19 protein-coding genes are annotated in these 18,935 nt (G+C 70.7%); 11 read left to right on the top strand and 8 right to left on the bottom strand.

The annotated features are described in order from the left end of the window. The first annotated feature begins 158 nt into the window (after nt 1-158). Nucleotides 159-368, top strand: a complete 210-nt coding sequence (locus ACY0MJ_RS03460) for a hypothetical protein (protein ID WP_462636883.1) — start codon at nt 159-161, stop codon at nt 366-368. Between the two features lie 22 nt (nt 369-390). On the opposite strand, the gene ACY0MJ_RS03455 is transcribed toward ACY0MJ_RS03460, so the two are convergent. Then, complete coding sequence (locus ACY0MJ_RS03455) at nt 391-1,236, bottom strand: EamA family transporter (protein ID WP_462636882.1); 846 nt, start codon at nt 1,234-1,236, stop codon at nt 391-393. Nucleotides 1,237-1,325: 89 nt separating this feature from the next. On the opposite strand from ACY0MJ_RS03455, the gene ACY0MJ_RS03450 reads away from it, so the two are divergent. From ACY0MJ_RS03450 to ACY0MJ_RS03435, 4 genes are read left to right on the top strand one after another with little or no spacing between them, the layout of a single operon-like run. Further along, nucleotides 1,326-2,681 carry a glutamine synthetase family protein gene (locus ACY0MJ_RS03450; protein ID WP_462636881.1) on the top strand — a complete coding sequence of 452 codons (1,356 nt, stop codon included), beginning with the start codon at nt 1,326-1,328 and terminating at the stop codon, nt 2,679-2,681. Between the two features lie 7 nt (nt 2,682-2,688). Continuing rightward, a complete protein-coding gene (locus ACY0MJ_RS03445) occupies nt 2,689-3,822 on the top strand; it encodes an iron-containing alcohol dehydrogenase (RefSeq protein ID WP_462636880.1) in 1,134 nt (377 codons plus the stop codon). Between the two features lie 2 nt (nt 3,823-3,824). After that, a complete protein-coding gene (locus tag ACY0MJ_RS03440) occupies nt 3,825-4,595 on the top strand; it encodes a gamma-glutamyl-gamma-aminobutyrate hydrolase family protein (RefSeq protein ID WP_462636879.1) in 771 nt (256 codons plus the stop codon). Next, nucleotides 4,592-5,965 carry an aldehyde dehydrogenase family protein gene (locus ACY0MJ_RS03435; protein ID WP_462636878.1) on the top strand — a complete coding sequence of 458 codons (1,374 nt, stop codon included), beginning with the start codon at nt 4,592-4,594 and terminating at the stop codon, nt 5,963-5,965. Before ACY0MJ_RS03440 ends, ACY0MJ_RS03435 begins: the two co-directional genes overlap by 4 nt. 89 nt (nt 5,966-6,054) lie before the next feature. Here ACY0MJ_RS03435 and ACY0MJ_RS03430 read toward each other — a convergent pair whose 3' ends face one another. The 3 genes from ACY0MJ_RS03430 to ACY0MJ_RS03420 all read right to left on the bottom strand — a co-directional run bounded on the left by ACY0MJ_RS03430 (nt 6,055) and on the right by ACY0MJ_RS03420 (nt 10,703). Continuing rightward, nucleotides 6,055-7,092, bottom strand: a complete 1,038-nt coding sequence (locus ACY0MJ_RS03430) for an AI-2E family transporter (protein WP_462636877.1) — start codon at nt 7,090-7,092, stop codon at nt 6,055-6,057. Between the two features lie 19 nt (nt 7,093-7,111). After that, nucleotides 7,112-7,675: a YbhB/YbcL family Raf kinase inhibitor-like protein gene (locus tag ACY0MJ_RS03425; protein WP_462636876.1), complete on the bottom strand. Its 564-nt coding sequence runs from the start codon at nt 7,673-7,675 to the stop codon at nt 7,112-7,114. Between the two features lie 67 nt (nt 7,676-7,742). Continuing rightward, a complete protein-coding gene (locus ACY0MJ_RS03420) occupies nt 7,743-10,703 on the bottom strand; it encodes a DNA topoisomerase III (RefSeq protein ID WP_462636875.1) in 2,961 nt (986 codons plus the stop codon). Between the two features lie 127 nt (nt 10,704-10,830). Here ACY0MJ_RS03420 and ACY0MJ_RS03415 point away from each other — a divergent pair, with 127 nt between their 5' ends. From ACY0MJ_RS03415 to ACY0MJ_RS03400, 4 genes are read left to right on the top strand one after another with little or no spacing between them, the layout of a single operon-like run. Then, nucleotides 10,831-11,322 (top strand): SET domain-containing protein, encoded by a 492-nt coding sequence (locus tag ACY0MJ_RS03415; RefSeq protein WP_462636874.1) that lies wholly within the window; start codon nt 10,831-10,833, stop codon nt 11,320-11,322. Further along, nucleotides 11,319-12,113: a biotin--[acetyl-CoA-carboxylase] ligase gene (locus ACY0MJ_RS03410; protein WP_462636873.1), complete on the top strand. Its 795-nt coding sequence runs from the start codon at nt 11,319-11,321 to the stop codon at nt 12,111-12,113. Before ACY0MJ_RS03415 ends, ACY0MJ_RS03410 begins: the two co-directional genes overlap by 4 nt. A 12-nt stretch (nt 12,114-12,125) precedes the next feature. Beyond that, nucleotides 12,126-12,782, top strand: a complete 657-nt coding sequence (locus ACY0MJ_RS03405) for an SPOR domain-containing protein (protein ID WP_462636872.1) — start codon at nt 12,126-12,128, stop codon at nt 12,780-12,782. 17 nt (nt 12,783-12,799) lie between these two features. Then, complete coding sequence (locus tag ACY0MJ_RS03400; RefSeq protein WP_462636871.1) at nt 12,800-13,459, top strand: glutathione S-transferase family protein; 660 nt, start codon at nt 12,800-12,802, stop codon at nt 13,457-13,459. A gap of 77 nt (nt 13,460-13,536) precedes the next feature. On the opposite strand, the gene ACY0MJ_RS03395 is transcribed toward ACY0MJ_RS03400, so the two are convergent. Genes ACY0MJ_RS03395 through ACY0MJ_RS03385 form a run of 3 tightly spaced genes read right to left on the bottom strand, consistent with a single transcriptional unit; the run spans nt 13,537 to nt 16,191 of the window. Then, on the bottom strand, nt 13,537-15,006 hold the full coding sequence (locus ACY0MJ_RS03395) for a sensor histidine kinase (RefSeq protein WP_462636870.1): 1,470 nt from the start codon (nt 15,004-15,006) through the stop codon (nt 13,537-13,539). 10 nt (nt 15,007-15,016) lie between these two features. Beyond that, nucleotides 15,017-15,688, bottom strand: a complete 672-nt coding sequence (locus ACY0MJ_RS03390; protein ID WP_462636869.1) for a response regulator — start codon at nt 15,686-15,688, stop codon at nt 15,017-15,019. 23 nt (nt 15,689-15,711) lie between these two features. Then, a complete protein-coding gene (locus ACY0MJ_RS03385; protein WP_462636868.1) occupies nt 15,712-16,191 on the bottom strand; it encodes a MarR family winged helix-turn-helix transcriptional regulator in 480 nt (159 codons plus the stop codon). Nucleotides 16,192-16,337: 146 nt separating this feature from the next. Between ACY0MJ_RS03385 and recA the strand changes: the two genes are divergently transcribed. Beyond that, the gene (gene recA, locus ACY0MJ_RS03380) at nt 16,338-17,408 is read left to right on the top strand and encodes a recombinase RecA (protein WP_462636867.1); all 1,071 of its coding nucleotides are present in this window, start codon (nt 16,338-16,340) and stop codon (nt 17,406-17,408) included. A gap of 7 nt (nt 17,409-17,415) precedes the next feature. Further along, nucleotides 17,416-17,862 carry a recombination regulator RecX gene (gene recX / locus ACY0MJ_RS03375; RefSeq protein ID WP_462636866.1) on the top strand — a complete coding sequence of 149 codons (447 nt, stop codon included), beginning with the start codon at nt 17,416-17,418 and terminating at the stop codon, nt 17,860-17,862. A 24-nt stretch (nt 17,863-17,886) separates the two neighbouring features. On the opposite strand, the gene argC is transcribed toward recX, so the two are convergent. Then, nucleotides 17,887-18,807 carry an N-acetyl-gamma-glutamyl-phosphate reductase gene (argC, locus tag ACY0MJ_RS03370; RefSeq protein WP_462636865.1) on the bottom strand — a complete coding sequence of 307 codons (921 nt, stop codon included), beginning with the start codon at nt 18,805-18,807 and terminating at the stop codon, nt 17,887-17,889. Nucleotides 18,808-18,935: the final 128 nt, after the last annotated feature.

Below are 18,935 nucleotides of genomic sequence, written 5' to 3'. Positions count from 1 at the left end.
CGAACAAAGGGAGGACCATCCTACGCAGCTCGCGGGGTCCCCGCAACGCTCTCAGCTCGGCCTGCGCGGCACGCGTCAATGCAGAGTCGGCCTTGTCCCACAAGGATCGCGGAGCGCTCCTACAGAATGTGAGCGCGTGCTTGCTAAGCTGCCTCCCCATGCCCGACAGGAATCGAAACCGAGTTGGGGGCACGCCCGAGTTCGAACTCGCCTACTACACGAAGGAACTGGGCAAGCCCCTGCAGCGCCAGATGCTGCAGAAGCAGCTCGCCCTGCTGAGCGAGACCTCGATCCGCGCCGCCGGGCACGGCGAGGACCTGGCCCCCGAGCACGAAGGCCCGCCACCGCAGGAAGACCGCGCCGGCTAGCGGCGGGTCGCGGGCGCCGTTGTCATCCCAGCCGCAGCGCCATCACGCCCGCCACGATGGCGGCCGTGCCGAGCGCGCGGCGCGGCGTGAAGCCCTCCTTCAGCAACCAGCTGCCCAGCAGCGCCGCGAACAGCACCGAGGTTTCGCGCAGCGCCGCGACGGTGGCGACCGGCGCCCGCGTCATGGCCCACAGCGCGATGCCGTAGGAGCCGAGCGAGGCGAGCGCGCCCACCAGCGCGAGCGGCGCGCGCCGCCGCGCATAGGGCCAGGCCACGCGCCAGCCGCGACGGTGCAGCACGAGCAGCGCGAAAGGCCAGCCGTCCAGCATGAACAGGGCGGCCACGTACTGCAGCGCGTTGCCCGAACTGCGGGCGCCGAGCGCGTCGACGACCGTGTACACCGCGATCACGACGGCGTTGGTCAGGGCGAAGGCCACCGCCCGCGGCGAGTCCATGGCGTGGCGCGACAGCCCCAGCGCCAGCACGCCGCAGCTCACCCCCAGCACGCCCGCCCAGGCGAGCGGCGAGAGCGCCTCGCCCAGCACCAGCGTGGACGACAGCGCCACGAGCAGGGGCGCGGTGCCGCGCATCAGCGGGTAGGTGAGCCCGAGATCGCCATGCCGGTAGGCGCCGGCCAGCGCGAAGTAGTAGCCGATGTGGATGGTCACCGACGCCGCGATGAAGGGCCAGGACGCCGCCGGCGGCAGGCCCACGAGCAGCACCAGCGGCAGGCCCACCAGCGAGCCGAGCAGGTGGATGACGGCGGTGTCCAGCGCCTTGTCGCTGCTGGACTTGACCATGGCGTTCCAGCCGGCGTGCAGCAGGGCGCCGAACAGGACGGCCGCGGCGACGGGCCAGGTGAGGGTCATGGGCGGGGGCAGCGGCCCCACGCGAGCGCGAAGACTGTCAAGATAGCGGGCACGCGCGCATCATGACGGCGCGCGGGGAGATCGGCAACTTGGCCAGCACGCATCCGGCCCTCGAACAGCTGCGCAAGGACGGCGCCACCAAGGTGAAGGTGGCCGTGAGCGACATCGACGGGGTGCTGCGCGGCAAGTACCTCCACATCGACAAGTTCGAGGGCGCGGCCGCCGGCGGCTTCGGCTTCTGCGACGTGGTGTTCGGCTGGGACATGCTGGACGTGACCTACGACAACACCTCGGTCACGGGCTGGCAGCACGGCTACCCCGACGCGCTGGCGCGGGTGGACCTGGACACGGCGCGCCGCGTGCCGTGGGACGGGAACGTGCCGTTCTTCCTCGGCGAGTTCGTCAACGCGGACGGCTCGCCCTTCCCGGTCTGCCCGCGGCAGGTGCTCAAGCGGGTGCTGGCGCGCGCGGAAAAGCTCGGCTACCAGGTCATGACCGGCATGGAGTTCGAGTGGTTCAACTTCCGCGAGACGCCGCACACCTGGGCGGACAAGAACGGCGCGCCGCCGGAGCCGATCACGCCGGGCATGTTCGGCTACTCGCTGCTGCGCATGGCCGACAACCCCGGCTTCTTCAACGCGCTGATGGACGAGATGCTCGCCTTCGGCGTGCCCATCGAGGGTTTGCACACGGAGACCGGCCCGGGCGTCTACGAAGCCGCCATCGGCTTCTCGCCGGCGCTGGAGCAGGCCGACCGCGCGATCCTCTTCAAGACCGGCGCGCGCGAGATCGGCAAGCGCTTCGGCATCATGCCCAGCTTCATGGCCAAGTGGAGCCAGAAATACCCGGGCTGCAGCGGCCACATCCACCAGAGCCTCTCGGACGGCAAGGCCAACCTCTTCCACGACGAAAAGGCGCAGCGGCGCATGAGCCCGCTGTTCGAGAGCTACCTGGCCGGGCAGGTGGCCTGCCTGATGGAGTTCGGCCCGCTGCTGTGGCCCACCATCAACAGCTACAAGCGCCTGGTCGACGGCTTCTGGGCGCCCGTCAAGCCGACCTGGGGCATGGACAACCGCACGGCGAGCTTCCGCGTGCTGGCCGGCTCGCCCAAGGCGACGCGGCTGGAGACGCGCTGTCCCGGCTCGGACGTGAACCCCTACCTGGCCATGGCGGCGGTGATCGCCGCGGGCCTGCACGGCGTGGAGCAGGGCCTGAAGCTCACCACGCCGCCGATCACCGGCACCAACCAGGGCGGCGAGGACGTGCCGCGCGCGCCGCGCACGCTGATCGAGACCACCCGCGTGTTCCGCGAATCGCGCATCGCGCGCGACTGGCTGGGCGACACCTTCGTCGAACACTTCGCCGCGACGCGCGAATGGGAATGGCGGCAGTGGCAGGATGCGGTGACCGACTGGGAATTGAAGCGCTACTTCGAGATCATCTGAACGCAGCATGAGCCTGGCGAATTTCTCCTTCCCGACGGCGATCCGCTTCGGCCCCGGCGCCCGCAAGGAAGTGCAGCGGCACCTGCAGGAGCAGGGCTTGCAGCGGCCGCTGATCGTGACCGACCGGGCGCTCGCGGCGCTGCCGGTGCTCTCCGAGTTCCAGTGGCACCTGCGCGAGCTGGACGCGATCGTCTTCTCCGGCGTTGCGGGCAATCCGACGGCGAGCCAGGTGATGGCGGGCGCGGCGGCCTACCGCGCGCACGGCGCCGACTGCGTGATCGGCTTCGGCGGCGGCGCCGCGCTGGACGTCGCCAAGGTGGTGGGCCTCGCGGCCACGCACGAGGGCGACATCATCGAATACGCGTGGGACCACCCGCAGGTGCGCGCGATCACGCGGGAACTGCCGTACTTCGTCGCCTTGCCCACCACCGCCGGCACCGGCTCCGAAGTCGGCCGCTCCGCCGTGATCAGCGAGGACGGCACCCACCTCAAGCGCGTGGTCTTCAGCCCGAAGATCCTGGCGCGGCAGGTGTTCGCCGACCCGGAGCTGACGCTGGCGCTGCCCCCGCACGTGACCGCGGCGACCGGCATGGACGCGCTCACGCACAACATCGAGAGCTACCTCTCGCCCGCGTACCACCCGCTGTGCGACGGCATCGCGCTGGAAGGCGCTCGCATCGCCGCGCGCTCGCTGGAGCAGGCGGTGCGGGTGCCCTCCGACCTCGCGGCGCGCGGCGACATGATGATGAGCTCCATGATGGGGGCCATCGCCTTCCAGAAGGACCTGGGCGCCGTGCATTCCTGCGCGCATGCGCTGGGCGCCGTCTGCGACCTGCACCACGGGCTGGCCAACGCGCTGATGATCGACACCGTGCTGGCCTGGAACTTCGAAAGCGCGCCGCGGAAGTTCGACGAGCTGGCGCACGCCTGCGGCGTCGCCGGCGGGGGCCGCGCCTTCGTACCCTGGCTGCGCCAGCTGAAGGAGCGCATCGGCATCACGGGCACGCTGGCCAGCCACGGCGTGACGCGCGAGCAGGTGCCGCGCCTGGTGGAGATCGCCGTGGCCGACATCTGCCACCAGACCAACCCGCGCCCGGTGACGGCACAGGATTTCGAGCGGCTGTTCGCGGCGGCGCTGTGAGCATGGACCGGCTGAAGATCGGCATCAGCGCCTGCTTCTTCCACCCCGACGGGGAGCGCAAGGCGGCGCCCTCCAAGACCCTGCTGTGGATCGAGCAGTCCACGGCGCACTGGGTGATGTCGCAAGGCGCCCTGCCGGTCATGATCCCCTCGCTGGACGGCGCGACCTTCCGCGGCGATGTGCGCGTGGCGGACTACGCGCAGTGGCTCGACGGCCTCGTGATGCACGGCGGCGCCGACGTCTGGCCGGGCAGCTACGGCGAGCAGCCCCTGCGCCCCGAGTGGCACGGCGACCGCGTGCGCGACGAATACGAGATCGCGCTGGTGAAGGCCTTCTCGGCCGCCGGCAAGCCGGTGTTCGGCATCTGCCGCGGCCTGCAGCTGATCAACGTGGCGCACGGCGGAACGCTGTACCAGGACATCCGCACGCAGAAGCCCGGCGCGCTGGTGCACCGCGACGCCGCGGCCTACGACCTCAATTTCCACGAGGTGGAGATCCTGCCGCAGACGCGCTTGGCGCAGCTGCTGCCGCCCGGGCGCCACAAGATCAACAGCGTGCACCACCAGGGCATCAAGGACGTCGCGCCGGGCTTCCACGTCGAGGCGGTGTCGCCCGTGGACGGCGTGGTCGAGGCGATCCGCCACGGCGGCGACGCCTGGGTCGCGGCGGTGCAATGGCATCCCGAGTTCCACCGGCCCGAGCTGGGCGTGGTGGACGACACGCCGCTGCTGCGCGATTTCCTGGAAGCCGCCCGCGCGGCGCGCGCCCGATGAACCTCCTGGCCGTCTACAACCCCGCCACCGGCGCGCTGCTGGCCAGCCTGCCGGCCGACGATGCCGACTCGGTCGCGGCGAAGGCGGGCGCCGCGCGCGCCGCCCAGCCCGCATGGGCCGCCCGGCCGCTCGCCGAGCGCAGGCGCTGCATCGAGGGCTTCCGCGCCGGCGTCGTGCGCGAGCTGGAGGACCTGGCGCAGGTGATGACGCGCGAGACCGGCAAGCCGATCCGCATGTCGCGCAACGAGCTGAACGGCCTGCTGCCGCGGATCGACTTCTTCCTCGCGGAAACGGAAGGCGCGACGGCCAGCGAGACGGTGCACGACGAAGGCGGCATGCGCGAGCAGATCCAGCACGAGCCTCTCGGCGTGGTGGCCAACATCTCGGCCTGGAACTACCCCTGGTTCGTCGGCTGCAACGTGATCCTGCCGGCGCTGCTGACCGGCAACGCCGTGCTGTACAAGCCCTCCGAGTACGCGCCGCTCACGGGCCTGGCGCTCACGCGGCTGCTGCACGAGGCCGGCGTGCCGCCCGACGTGATGGCGTGCGTGGTCGGCGCCGGCGAAGTCGGCGCGGCGCTGCTCGCGCAGCCGCTGGACGGCGTGTTCTTCACCGGCTCGCACGCGACTGGCCAGCGCATCGCGCAGGCCGTGGCGGGGCGCTTCCTCAAGCTGCAGCTGGAGCTGGGCGGCAAGGATCCCACCTACGTCTGCGAGGACGCGGACCCGAAGGCCGCGGCCGAGTCGCTGGCCGACGGCGCGATGTACAACACCGGCCAGAGCTGCTGCTCGGTGGAGCGCATCTACGTGCACGAGCGCATCCACGATGCCTTCGTCGAGCACTTCGTGCGCACCGTGCGCGGCTTCCGCATGGGCGATCCGCTGGGCGAGGACACCTACATCGGCGCGATCACGCGCGCGCCGCAGCTGAAGGTGCTGGACCACCAGGTCGCCGACGCGCAGCGCAAGGGGGCCACGCTGCTGCTGGGCGGCCGCATCGGCGCCGGCCCCGGCAACTGGTACGAGCCCACGGTGCTGGTCGACGTGGACCACGGCATGGAGGTCATGCGCGAGGAGAGCTTCGGGCCCGTCATCGGCATCCAGAAGGTGGCGAACGACGAGGAGGCCGTGCGCCTGATGAACGACACGCGCTACGGCCTCACGGCCGGTGTCTACACGCGCGACGAGGCGCGGGCGCGCCGCATCCTGGCGCAGGTGCACGCCGGCAGCGTGTACTGGAACTGCTGCGACCGCGTGAGCCCGCGCCTGCCCTGGAGCGGCGTCGGCGATTCGGGCGTGGGGCTGACGCTCTCGCGCTACGGAATCCAGGCGTTCACGCGGACGAAGGCGTGGCACCTGAGAAGTGCGTGAAGTTGCTGGGGTTCGCTGCGCTCACCACCAGCCTACGGGACCCGTCCGGCGGCTGTTCGTAGGCTGGCGGTGAGCGCAGCGAACCCCAGCTAAACCCACTCCCCCTCCCGCAACTCCCGCGTCAGCCACGCCGCATAGATCGGCGCCGCCACCAGCCCGGCGAGCCCGAAGGCGGATTCCAGCACCAGCATCGCCGCGAGCATCGCGTAGGTCGGCACGCGCGTGCGGCCGCCGACGATGCGGGCGTTGAGGAAGTATTCGAGCTTGTGGATGACGACCAGGAAGCCCAGCGAGGCGACGCCGACCCACACCGACACCGTCAGCGCCGCCACCGTGATCGCCGCGTTCGACAGCAGGTTGCCGATGATGGGCACCAGGCTCGCGAAGAAGGTGAAGCCCACCAGCGTGGGCGCCAGCGGCACGCGATACCCCAGCGCCGGCAGCACGACCAGCAGGTACACGCCCGTGAGCAGCGCGTTGATCAGGGAGATGCGCAGCTGCGCCGAGAACACGTCGCCGAAGGCATTGGCGAGCTGGAGCATGCGCTGCTGCGCCAGCACGATCAGCGGCCGTTGCGGCGGGCCGCGGTCGTCGTGGCGCGCGGCCGCCGCCATGAGGCCGATCGCCACGCCGATGATGATGTGCACCAGGATCTTGAGCGCCTCGCCGCCCCAGCGCTGCACGTCGCCCGCGTGCGCGCGCAGCCACTGGCTGACGGCATGCTGCACGGCATCGGCCGACTCGGGCAGGCGTTCCACCACCCAGCCCGGCGCCGTCGCGCGGATCTGGTCCAGCGTATCGGCCACGAGCTGCATCAGCCGGCCCAGTCCGCCCGACTTGAACAGCAGCTCGAAGGCCGCCAGCAGCGCGAGCGCCAGCGCGAACACGGCCGCCGAGACGATCAGCCAGCGCACCGCCCGCCGGGACCAGGACCCGTGGGCCGGGCCGGTGAAGCTGCGCACGCGGCGGTAGAGCACGAAGCCGGCGAGCCCGGCGAAGAGCGCGGAGAGCAGGTCCAGCCAGAGCAGGCCGACCAGGGCGGCGGCAGCGATGAGCACGCTGCGCAGGCGCAGCCGCTCGGTCCCCGGATCGGGCGCGATCTCCAGTGGCGGCTGCGGCCGTTTCACCCGGCCATTGTGCCCGCCGCTACTTCGCCTTGGGGCGGCCGTACTTCGCGGTGAAGCTGGCCTTGGCGAGCTTGTTGGCGTTGATCATGAAGCCGGCCAGCGCCGCCGTCGCGTCGGCCGGCAGCTCGAGCTTGTCGACCTTCAGCGCGTAGACGGTGAAGACGTAGCGGTGCGGCTTGTCGCCCGGCGGCGGGCAGGCGCCGCCCCAGGCCGCCACGCCGTAGTCGATGCGCACCTGGTGCGCCCCCGGCGGCAGGTTGGCGTTGCTCGCGTTGCCGGCATCGGGCTTCAGCTCGGTGACCTCCGCCGGGATGTTGACGACGGACCAGTGCCACCAGCCCGAGCCGGTGGGCGCGTCGGGGTCGTAGACCGTGACGGCGTAGCTCTTCGTTCCCTTGGGGGCGCCGCTCCACTTCAGCGCCGGCGACTTGTTCTCGCCGTTGCAGCCGAACACGTTGGCCTCGAACTTCTTCGCCATCGTGGCGTTCGGCTTGATGTCGGGGCTTTCCAGCTTGAAGGCGGCGTGCGCGCTGCCGGCGAAGGCGGTCGCCAGGATGGCCGCGGCGCTGAGGCTTCGGATCATGGGCATCCTCCTGGAATGCAGGGGGAGGCAGTTTGACAGAAGCGCCCGCGCCGCGCGAGCCCGGCGATCAGGACAGGTGCTTGCCGACGATGCCCGCCAGTTCGAACATCGTCACCTGCGGCTTGCCGAACACCGGGCGCAGCTTCTCGTCGGCGTTGATGGCGCGCTTGTCCTTCGCGTCCTGCAGGCCCTTGGCCTTGATGTAGTCCCAGATCCGCTTGATCACCTCGGTGCGCGCGATCGGCTCCTCGCCCACCACGGCGGCCAGCTCGGGGCTCGGCTTGAGGCCGGCCGCCGGCTTGCGCGGGGCCTTGGCGGCGGCCTTCTTCGCCGGTGCCTTCCTGGCCGCGGTCTTCTTCGCCGCTGCCTTGGCCGCCTTCGCGGTCACCTTGTAGTCGGACGCCGGCTCCTTCGCCTTGGCGCGCTGCGCCGCCGTCGTCTTCGTCGCCGCGCCGGCCGTCTTGCGCGGCGGGAACTTGGAGGCGCGGGGCTCGAACTCGAAGTTCACCTTGCCCGCCTCCGCGTCCCAGGCCAGGTAGGCCTTGAAGGGCCGGCGCGTGCGCATGGAGACGAACTTGTCCAGCAGGTCGGTCTTGCCGGTGGCCAGCAGCTTGGCCATCTGCTCGCGCTCCACCGGCTGCTGCAGGATGATCTTGCCGCTGCGGAAGTCGCAGCTGGGCGTGGGGTGCTCCTGCGTCGGCACGGCGCGCTCGCAGACGTAGTTGCTGCCCCATTCGAACACGCGGTGGCCGCACTTGGGGCAGGGGCCCAGCGGCTCCTGCGCCGACAGGTCCACCACCTCGCCGGTCTCGGCGGGGTCGGCCTCATTGCCGAAGTCGAACTCCAGCTTCCAGTTCTTCTCTTCCTCGTCGTAGACCAGGGCCAGTTCCGCCGTGAAGGGCCAGCCCGCCTTGGAGCGGAAGCCCTGCAGCGGGCCGATGCGCTTGTCGCGCAGGAACTGCTCGACCTCGTCGAGCTCGAAGGCGCGGCCGGCCGGGATCTTGGTGAAGGAGAAGCCGCAGGGCGGCTGGCCCGCCTTGCCGATGCAGTTGTAGCGGCGGTAGGTCTCCTGCACCACGCCGCCGCAGTTCGGGCAGGGCGTCTTGAGCGTCGCGTAGTCGCCCGGCACCGTGTCGCGGTCGTACTCCTTGGCCTTCATGACGATGCGCTTCGTCATGTCGGCGATCTCGCGCATGAACTGCTCGCGCGAGAGCTTGCCGTGCTCCATCTGCGCCAGCTTGTATTCCCATTCGCCGGTCAGCTCCGGCTTGCTCAGCTCCTCCACGCCCAGGCCGCGCAGCAGCGTCATCAGCTGGAAGGCCTTGGCCGTGGGGATCAGCTCGCGGCCCTCGCGCAGCATGTACTTCTCGTTGATCAGGCCTTCGATGATGGCCGCGCGCGTGGCCGGCGTGCCCAGGCCCTTCTCCTGCATGGCCTCGCGCAGCTCGTCGTCTTCCACGAACTTGCCTGCGCCTTCCATGGCGCCCAGCAGCGTCGCTTCGCTGTAGCGCGCCGGCGGGCGGGTCTTCAGGCCCTTCGCCTCGACCGACTCGGCGCGCACCATCTCGCCGGGCTGCACCGGAACGAGGTTCTGGCCCTTGTCGCCTTCCTTCGCGTCCTCCACCTGGTCGGCCGCTTCCTTGCCGTAGATCGCGAGCCAGCCCGGCTTCACCAGCACCTTGCCCTCGGTCTTGAAGTGGTGGCCGACGGCCTGGCTGATGCGGGTGGTGACCAGGTATTCGGCGCTGGGGAAGAACACCGCGAGAAAGCGGCGCACCACCAGGTCGTACAGCCGCTGCTCGGCGTCCGACAGGCCGCTGGGCGCCTGCAGCGTGGGGATGATGGCGAAGTGGTCCGAGACCTTGCTGTCGTCGAAGACCCGCTTGATCGGCTTGACGTAGCCTTCCTTCACCGCCTGCTGCGCGAAGGGCGCGAGGTGGCGCATGCCGCTGTCGGCGAGCATGCCCATGGTGTCGTGCACCACCTTCACGTAGTCCTGCGGCAGGTGGCGCGAGTCCGTCCGCGGGTAGGTCAGGGCCTTGTGCCGCTCGTACAGCGACTGCGCGAGCGCCAGCGTCGTCTTGGCGGAATAGCCGAAGCGGCCGTTGGCCTCGCGCTGCAGCGAGGTCAGGTCGAACAGGCCCGGCGCGGCCTGCGTGGTCGGCTTCGACTCCTCGGTGACGGTCGCGGCCTTGCCGCGCACCGCGTCGGCGATCGCCTGTGCCTCCTGCAGGCTCCAGACGCGGTCGGCCTTCTTCTCCGGGTCCTCGGGGTCCTTGCGGAACTTCGGGTCGAACCACTTGCCGGGATACTCGCCGGCATCGGCCAGGAAGCTGCCGTGCACTTCCCAGTAGTCGCGGCTGACGAACTTGCGGATCTGCTCCTCGCGCTCGACCACGATCGCCAGCGTGGGCGTCTGCACGCGGCCGACGGTGGTCAGGAAGAAGCCGCCGTCGCGCGAGTTGAAGGCCGTCATGGCCCGCGTGCCGTTGATGCCCACCAGCCAGTCGGCCTCGGAGCGCGAGCGCGCCGCGTGCGCCAGGCCTTCCATCTGCCTTTCGCTGCGCAGCTTCTCGAAGCCCTCGCGGATCGCCTGCGGCGTCATCGACTGCAGCCACAGGCGCCGCACCGGCTTGCCCAGCGGCTTGGCGCCGCCGGCGTACTGCTCGATCAGGCGGAAGATGAGCTCGCCCTCGCGGCCCGCGTCGCAGGCGTTGACCAGCTCGGTCACGTCCTTGCGCCTGGCCAGCTTCACCACCGCGTTCAGGCGCGACCTGGTCTTGTCGACCGGCTTCAGGTCGAAGTAAGGGGGGATGACCGGCAGGTGGGCGAAGCTCCACTTGCCGCGCTTGACGTCGAACTGCTCGGGCGCGTGGATCTCCACCAGGTGGCCCACGGCGCTCGTCACGACGTACTTCTCGTTCTCGAAGTACTCGTCGTGCTTGTCGAACTTGCCGGCCACGGGGGTCAGGGCCCGGACGATGTCCTGGGCCACGGACGGCTTTTCGGCAATGACCAATGTTTTCACGGACGCTCACGCGGCCCCTTGCGGCGCCGCCTCCTTGGCTGTTCTTACAATCGCGCTTTTCCTCGCGCGCGTGCGCACACGCGCATGCGCGCACGTGTACGAATCCAAATTAACACGAAATCCTTCCATGCCCCCCACGCCCGCCGCGAAGCCCCAGGCCCCCAAGACCAACCGCAGGATCCAGGTCCGCCGCTCGGGGGTGCACGGAAAGGGCGTCTTCGCGCTCCAGGACATCCCCGAGGGCGAGACCCTCATCGAATATGTGGGCGAGATCATCACGTGGAAGGAGGCGCAGCGGCGCCACCCGTGGAATCCGGAAGACCCGAACCATACTTTCTACTTCCACGTGGACGACGGGCGCGTGATCGACGCGGCGGTGGGCGGCAACGCCTCCCGCTGGATCAACCATTCGTGCGACCCGAACTGCGAGGCCGACGAGCAGGACGGCCGGGTGTTCATCAAGAGCATCCGCAACATCAAGGCCGGCGAGGAGCTGAACTACGACTACGGCCTGATCATCGACGAACCGTACACGAAGAAGCTGAAGGCGGAGTATCCGTGCTGGTGCGGCAGCAAGAACTGCCGGGGCACGCTGCTCGCGCCCAAGCGCCGCAAATGAACGGATCGGCCGAAGCCGTCTGGCAGGCGGTCGCGCCGCTGCTGCCCGGCTTCACGGTCGAGATCCTGCCCGAGGTCGATTCCAGCAACAGCGAGCTGATGCGCCGGGCGCGGGCCGGGCGGGCGGAGCCGGTGCTGCTGGTGGCCGAGCGGCAGACGTCGGGCCGGGGGCGGCTGGGCCGCAACTGGCTCAGCGGCGCGGGGGATTCGCTGACCTTCTCGCTGGGGCTGGAACTGGCGCCGGCGGACTGGTCGGGGCTGTCGCTGGCGGTGGGGGTGAGCGTGGCGGAGAGCCTGCATCCGGAACTGCGGCTGAAGTGGCCGAACGATCTCTGGCTGGGGGATCGGAAACTCGGCGGGATCCTGATCGAGACGGCGAGCGCCGGCGGCGCCCTCACCCCGGCCCTCTCCCGCGAGCGGGAGAGGGAGCAAGGGCGGTATGCGGTGATCGGGGTCGGGATCAACATCGCGCCGCGTCCCGATACCGGGCTGTCCACGCCGGCGGCGGCGCTGCGCGAACGGTGGCCCGAGGCCGAAGCGGGTGCCGTGCTGCAGCGGCTGGCCGGGCCGCTGGTGCGGGACGTGCTCGCCTTCGCCGCCGCCGGCTTCGCGCCTTTCCAGGCCCGCTTCGCGGCCCGCGACGTCCTGCGCGGCCGGCCGGTGACGCTCAGCGACGGCACGGAAGGGACGGCGCAGGGCGTGGACGGCACGGGCGCCCTGCTGGTGCATACTGCGGCCGGCCTGCGGACCGTCAGCAGCTCCGAAGTGAGCGTGCGTCCCGCAGGCCCCTGATCCATCCTTCCCATGCTGCGCCTGCTCGTCCTGCTCCTGCTGCTGGCCAACGGCGGCTACTACGCCTGGTCGCAGGGCTACCTCCTGCCCTGGGGCGTCGGCCCCACGCAGCAGTCGGAGCCGCAGCGCCTGCGCCAGCAGGTGCGGCCGCAGGCGGTGCGGGTGCTGCCGGCGGGCGAGCTGCGGCGCGTCGAGGCGCAGGCGGCGCAGGGGCCGCGCGCGCCCGAGTGCCTGCAGAGCGCCGTGCTGGAGGAGGCGCAGGCCGCGCCCCTGCGCGGCGCGCTCGCGTCCTGGCCGGCCGGCTCCTGGAGCCTGCAGTCCGTCGCCGAGCCCGCGCGCTGGATCGTCTACATGGGCAAGTACGCCGGCGTCGAGCAGGTCGCGCGCAAGCGCGCCGAGCTGCGGCAGATCGGCGTGAGCTTCGAGGCCCTGGCCAATCCGGAACTGGAGCCCGGCCTGTCGCTCGGCGGCTTCCCCACGCAAGCCGCGGCCGAAGCGCACCTGGAGGCGCTGGCACAGCGCGGTGTGCGTACTGCGCGCGTGGTGCAGGAGCGGCCCGAGCAGCGCGGCCAGCGGCTGGTGCTGCCGGCGGTGGACGACAACCTGCGCCCGCACCTGGACGAACTGAAGACGGCGCTGGCCGGCAAACCCCTGCGGCCCTGCCGCTGACCCAAGGAGAACCCGAGATGTCCCTCAAGCTGTATTTCGCGCCCGGCGCCTGTTCCTTCGTGCCGCACACGCTGCTGGAGACCGCCGGCGCCGACTTCGAGCCGGTCATGGTGAAGCTGCACAAGGGCGAGCAGAACGAGGCGGCCTTCCGCGCGGTGAACCCGCGCGGCCAGGTGCCGGTGCTGGTGGACGGCGACACGACCATCACGCAGATCGTCGCCATCGTCACCTGGCTGGACGCGAAGTTCCCCGAGCAGCAGTTCCTGCCGCGCGACGCCTTCGCGCGCGCGAAGCTGCTGGAGACGCTGGCCTGGATGAACAACACCGTGCACCCGACCTTCACGCACGTGTTCATGCCCCACAAGTTCGCCGGCACGCCGGAGACGCAGGCGGAGCTGAAGACCTTCAACGCGAAGGTGTACGCCGGCCTGCTGGGCGAGATCGAGAAGATGGCGCAGGCGGCCGCCGCGGCCGGCCGGCCTTTCCTGGGCGGCGAGCGCTTCGGCCCGCTGGACGCCTACGCCCTCACGCTGCTGCGCTGGGGCGGCTTCGCGCAGATCGACCCGGCCGGCTTCCCGGCGCTGTGGGCGCACGTGCAGAAGGTCGCGGGCCTGCCCGGCGTGGCGCGGGCGATCGAGCGCGAGCGGCTGCAGTTGAACTTGTACAAGCCGGCCTGACGGTCGCAGTCCATGTCATCCCGGGCTCGACCCGGGATCCACGGATGCGTTGCACTGCGCCGCCAGTGGATTGCGGGTCAAGCCCGCAATGACATTTCCTCGGGTGGGCGGGTGGCGTCTTCCCCCGCCTCGAACCGCACCGTCACCCGCGTCCCCGGCGGGTGCTGCCCGGGGTGGGCGTCCTCCACCGTGATGCGCGCGCGGTGCTGCTGCGCGATCTCCAGCACGATCGGCAGGCCCAGGCCCGAGCCGTCGACGTTGGTCCCGAGCGCGCGGTAGAAGGGCTGGAACACCAGCTCGCGTTCCGACTCCGGGATGCCCGGGCCGGTGTCCTCCACCTGCAGCACCTGCACGCCGCCGAAGGGGTCGGCGAGCACCCGCGCCGTCACCACGCCGGGCTGGCCGGCGCTGGAAGGGGTGTAGCTCACCGCGTTGTCCAGGAGGTTGCGCACCAGTTCCTTCAGGAGCGTCGGGTTGCCCTGCACCGTGACGCCGGGCGTGCCGGGCTGCGCGCCGTCGTACCCCAGGTCGATGCGCCGCTCCATCGCGCGCGGCACCGTGTCGCGCACCGCCTCGATGGCCAGCGCCGCCAGGTCGCAGGGCTGGCGCACGAGCGTGCTGCCGCTGCTTTCCGCGCGTGCGAGGGCCAGCAGCTGGTTGACCGTGTGCGTCGCGCGCATGCTGGAGCGGCCGATCTGCTTGAGCGACTGCTTCAGCTCCTCGGCGTTGAACTGCTCGCGCTGCGCGAGGTCGGCCTGCATGCGCAGGCCCGCCAGCGGCGTCTTCAGCTGGTGCGCCGCGTCGGCCAGGAAGCGCTTCTGCGTGGCGATCGACCCCTTCAGCCGCGTGAGCAGGTCGTTCACCGAGGACACCAGCGGCGCCACCTCCAGCGGCACCACCTTCTCGTCCAGCGGGCTCAGGTCGTCGGGCCGGCGGCGGCGGATGCGCTCCTCCAGCTCCGACAGCGGCTTGATGCCGCGCACCAGCGCCAGCCACACCAGCAGCACCGCCAGCGGCAGGATCACCAGCTGCGGCAGCATCACGCCCTTGATGATCTCGGTGGCCAGCACCGAGCGCTTCTCGCGCGTCTCCGCCACCTGCACCAGCGCCGGCGGCGCGCCCGGCACCGGCACCCAGGTGGTCGCGATGCGCACGTCCAGCCCGCGCATCTCCGCGTCGCGCAGGCGCGTCTCGCCCGACGCGGCGCCGTCCCTCCCGGCCGGCGCCGGGAAGTCGCGCTCGCCGGCCAGCAGCTCGCCCTGCGAGCCCAGCACCTGGTACCAGACCTGGTCGGAATCGTCGGCGCGCAGGATCTCGCGCGCGGGCTGCGGCAGGTTGAACGCCGCGCGCCCGCCCTGCACCGTGACCAGCTGCGCCAGCGCCTGCACGTTGTATTCGAGCGCCCGGTCGAAGGGCTTGCCGGCGATGCTCTGCGCCACCAGCCAGGTGAGCGCCAGGCTCACCGGCCACAGCAGCAGCAGCGGCGTGAGCATCCAGTCGAGGATCTCGCCGAACAGCGAGCGCTGCTCACGCTGGAAGATGTTCATCCGGCCGCGGTCAGGGGATCTTCTCGAGGCAGTAGCCCAGCCCGCGCACCGTGGCGATGCGGATCGGGCCGCGCTCGATCTTCTTGCGCAGGCGGTGGATGTAGACCTCGATCGCGTTGGTGCTGACTTCCTCGCCCCACTCGCACAGCCGGTCCACCAGCTGGTCCTTGCTGACCAGGCGGCCGGCGCGCTGCAGCAGCACCTCCAGCAGGCCCAGCTCGCGCGCCGACAGTTCCACCATGCGGCCGTCGATGCTGGCGACGCGGCCGGCCTGGTCGTACACCAGCGGTCCGTGGCGGATCGTGCTGGTGGCGCCGCCCATGCCGCGCCGCAGGAGCGCCCGCACCCGCGCCTCCAGCTCCGAGAGCGCGAAGGGCTTGGCCATGTAGTCGTCCGCGCCCAGGTCGAGGCCCTTCACGCGCTCCTCGATCGCGTCGGCCGCGGTCAGGATCAGCACCGGCAGGCTGGAGCCGCGGGCGCGCAGCTTGCGCAACACCTCCAGGCCATGGAGCTTCGGCAGGCCCAGGTCGAGGATCAGCAGGTCGAACTCGTCGTGGGTCAGGAGCGCGGTCTCGGCCTCCGTGCCGCTCGCCACGTGGTCCACCGCGGCGCCCGACGCGCGCAGGCTGCGCAGCAGCCCGTCGGCCAGGACCTGGTCGTCTTCGGCGATGAGGATGCGCATGGGATCTCCCGGGCTGCGCGATTCTAGGCCGCGCTGCCGCCCGCGTACGCTTCCAGCCCGATCGCGACGACGGTCGCCACGTCGGCGCCGACCTCCTGGCGGAATTCGCGTTCCGCCTGGGCCACGGCTTCCTTGAAGGCCTGCAGCCACAGCAGCCCCGTGGGCGTGAACTGCACCAGGCGCGCCCGGGCGTCGCGCGGGTCCGGCTCGCGGGTGACGAGCCCCCAGGCCTCGCACTGGGTCACGAGGTCGCCCATGGCCTGCTTGCTCATGCCGGCCTTCTGCGCCAGGTCGGTCAGGCGGGTGCCCTGCAGCTCCAGGTGGCGGGTGATGTGGATGTGCGCGGCGCTGATCTGCGCGCGCGCCGCCAGGTTGGACAGGGCCAGCGGCACGTCGATGTTGGTCGCCATGAGGCGCAGCACGCGCTCGTCGAAGCGGCGCATGGCGTGGCCGAGCAGCCGCCCGAGGTGGGTGAGGCGCCAGCCGTCGTCGGTGGAGCTCATCCCGAGATCGTAAGGCAAACTGACCAAAAAAGCGGTTGTCCGCCGGGTACTTCGCTCGTTACATTACTGGCCATGCATCCAGCCTGTTCGTCGAACCAGTGGGTGCGGCCCAAGAGATCGAACCACTGATGCGCAAGGAGAAACCCATGGACGCCCAAGTCAAAGGAAGCAGGATCGCCCCGGCCGACAACGAGAAGGCGAAGGCCCTGCAGGCGGCGCTGGCCCAGATCGAGAAGCAGTTCGGCAAGGGCACGATCATGCGCCTCGGCGAAGGCGAGAAGATCGAGGACATCCAGGTCGTCTCGACCGGCTCGCTGGGCCTGGACATCGCCCTGGGCGTCGGCGGCCTGCCGCGCGGCCGGGTGATCGAGATCTACGGCCCGGAGTCGTCGGGCAAGACCACGCTGACGCTGCAGGTCGTGGCCGAGATGCAGAAGCAGGGCGGCCAGTGCGCCTTCGTGGACGCGGAGCACGCGCTGGACATCCAGTACGCGCAGAAGCTCGGCGTGAACGTGTCCGACCTGCTGATCTCCCAGCCCGACACGGGCGAGCAGGCCCTGGAGATCGTCGACAGCCTGGTGCGCTCCGGCGCGGTCGACCTGATCATCGTCGACTCGGTCGCGGCGCTCACGCCCAAGGCCGAGATCGAGGGCGAGATGGGCGACTCCCTGCCCGGCCTGCAGGCCCGCCTGATGTCGCAGGCGCTGCGCAAGCTGACCGCCACGATCAAGAAGACCAACTGCATGGTCATCTTCATCAACCAGATCCGCATGAAGATCGGCGTGATGTTCGGCAGCCCCGAGACCACCACCGGCGGCAACGCGCTGAAGTTCTACGCCTCGGTGCGCCTGGACATCCGCCGCACCGGCACCATCAAGAAGGGCGAGGAGGCCATCGGCAACGAGACCAAGGTGAAGGTGGTGAAGAACAAGGTCTCGCCGCCCTTCAAGACCGCGGAATTCGACATCCTCTTCGGCGAGGGCATCAGCCGCGAGGGCGAGATCATCGACATGGGCGTGGCCGCCCAGGTGCTGGAGAAGTCCGGCGCCTGGTACGCCTACAACGGCGAGAAGATCGGCCAGGGCCGCGACAACGCCCGCGAGTTCCTGCGCGAGAACCCCGACCTCGCCCGCGAGATCGAGAACAAGGTGCGCGAGCACCTCGACATCCCGCTGCTGCCGGTCGCCGCGGTCGAAGAAGCGGCGCCCGCGAAGTAAGGCCTGCATGGCCTTCGGCCAGCTGTCGCTGAAGGGCCGCGCGCTGCGCCTGCTGGCCGGCCGCGAGCACTCGCGCCGCGAGCTCGAACGCAAGCTCGCGGCCCACGAGGCCGAGCCGGGCCAGCTGAAGGCGACGCTCGACGAACTGCAGGCCCGCGGCTTCATCGACGAGCAGCGCGTGCTCGATTCCCTGGTGTACCGCCGCGCCCCGCGCCTGGGCGCCGCCCGCATCCGGCAGGAACTGCAGGCCAAGGGCCTCGACGCCGAGCGCGTGGCGCTGGCCGTGGCCAGCCTGCAGGCCTCCGAGGTCGAACGGGCCCGCGAGGTCTGGCGCAAGAAGTTCGGCACGCCGCCGGCCGACGCGGCGCAGCGGGCGAAGCAGGCGCGCTTCCTGGCAGCGCGGGGCTTCGAGGGCGCGGTGATCCGCCGCGTGCTGGGCGGCGAGGACGACTGAAAGGGCTGGCCGGCGCCCGCCGGCCTAGAGGCCCAGCATCAGCTTCAGGTTCTGCACCGCCGCGCCGCTGGCGCCCTTGCCCAAGTTGTCGAGGCGGGCCACCAGCACGGCGTGGGCGTAGTCCATGTTGCTGTAGACGCGCAGCTCCATCTTGTTGGTGTCGTTCAGCGCCGTCGGCTCCAGCTTGCCGTCGGCCGTGGGCGACTCGACGCTGACCCATTCGCTGCCCTGGTAGTGGCGCTTGAGCACGGTCTCCAGGTCCGCCGGCGTCGGCTTGCCGGGCAGCGTGTTCAGGTGCAGCGGCAGCTGCACCAGCATGCCCTGGCGGAAGTTGCCCACCGACGGCACGAAGATCGGCCGGCGCACCAGGCCGGTGTACTTCATGATCTCCGGCAGGTGCTTGTGCTTGAGTCCGAGCGCGTACAGCTCGTAGGCGGGCGCGGTGCCGGCCTCGTAGGCCTCGATCATCGTGCGGCCGCCGCCGGAATAGCCGCTCACCGAAGGCAGCACCACGGGATAGTCCACGGGCAGCACGCCCGCGTCCACCAGCGGGCGCACCAGCGCGATCGCGCCGGTGGCGTAGCAGCCCGGGTTGCTCACGCGCTCGGCCTGCGCGATCGCCTCGCGCTGGCCGGCGGCCAGCTCGGGAAAGCCGAACACCCAGCCCTCGGCCGTGCGGTGGGCCGTCGAGGCGTCGATGATGCGCGGCTTGCGCCCGCCCGCCCGGCCGATCTCGTCGACCATGGCGGCCGACTCGCGCGCGGCGTCGTCGTGCAGGCACAGGATCACGAGGTCCACGCCGGCCATCAGATCGCGCTTGGCCGCCGGGTCCTTGCGCTTCTCCGGCGCGATGCTCACGAGCTCGACCTGCGGCATCGTCGCGAGCCGCTCCCGGATCTGCAGGCCGGTGGTGCCGGCCTCGCCGTCGATGAAGACCTTGGGCATCTCTTTTCCTATAGCGAACGCTTATGGTGACTGTAAGCCCCACTGGCGTTTTGGTGCATTGCACCATGATACAGTCGCCGTTCGATTCCCGCCGACCGCCCCGTCCTCAGCGTCGCCCGGCCGTGCCG

This window comes from Ramlibacter sp. bp-362, assembly GCF_054956735.1.
This window is presented reverse-complemented; position numbering and strand designations above follow the sequence as displayed.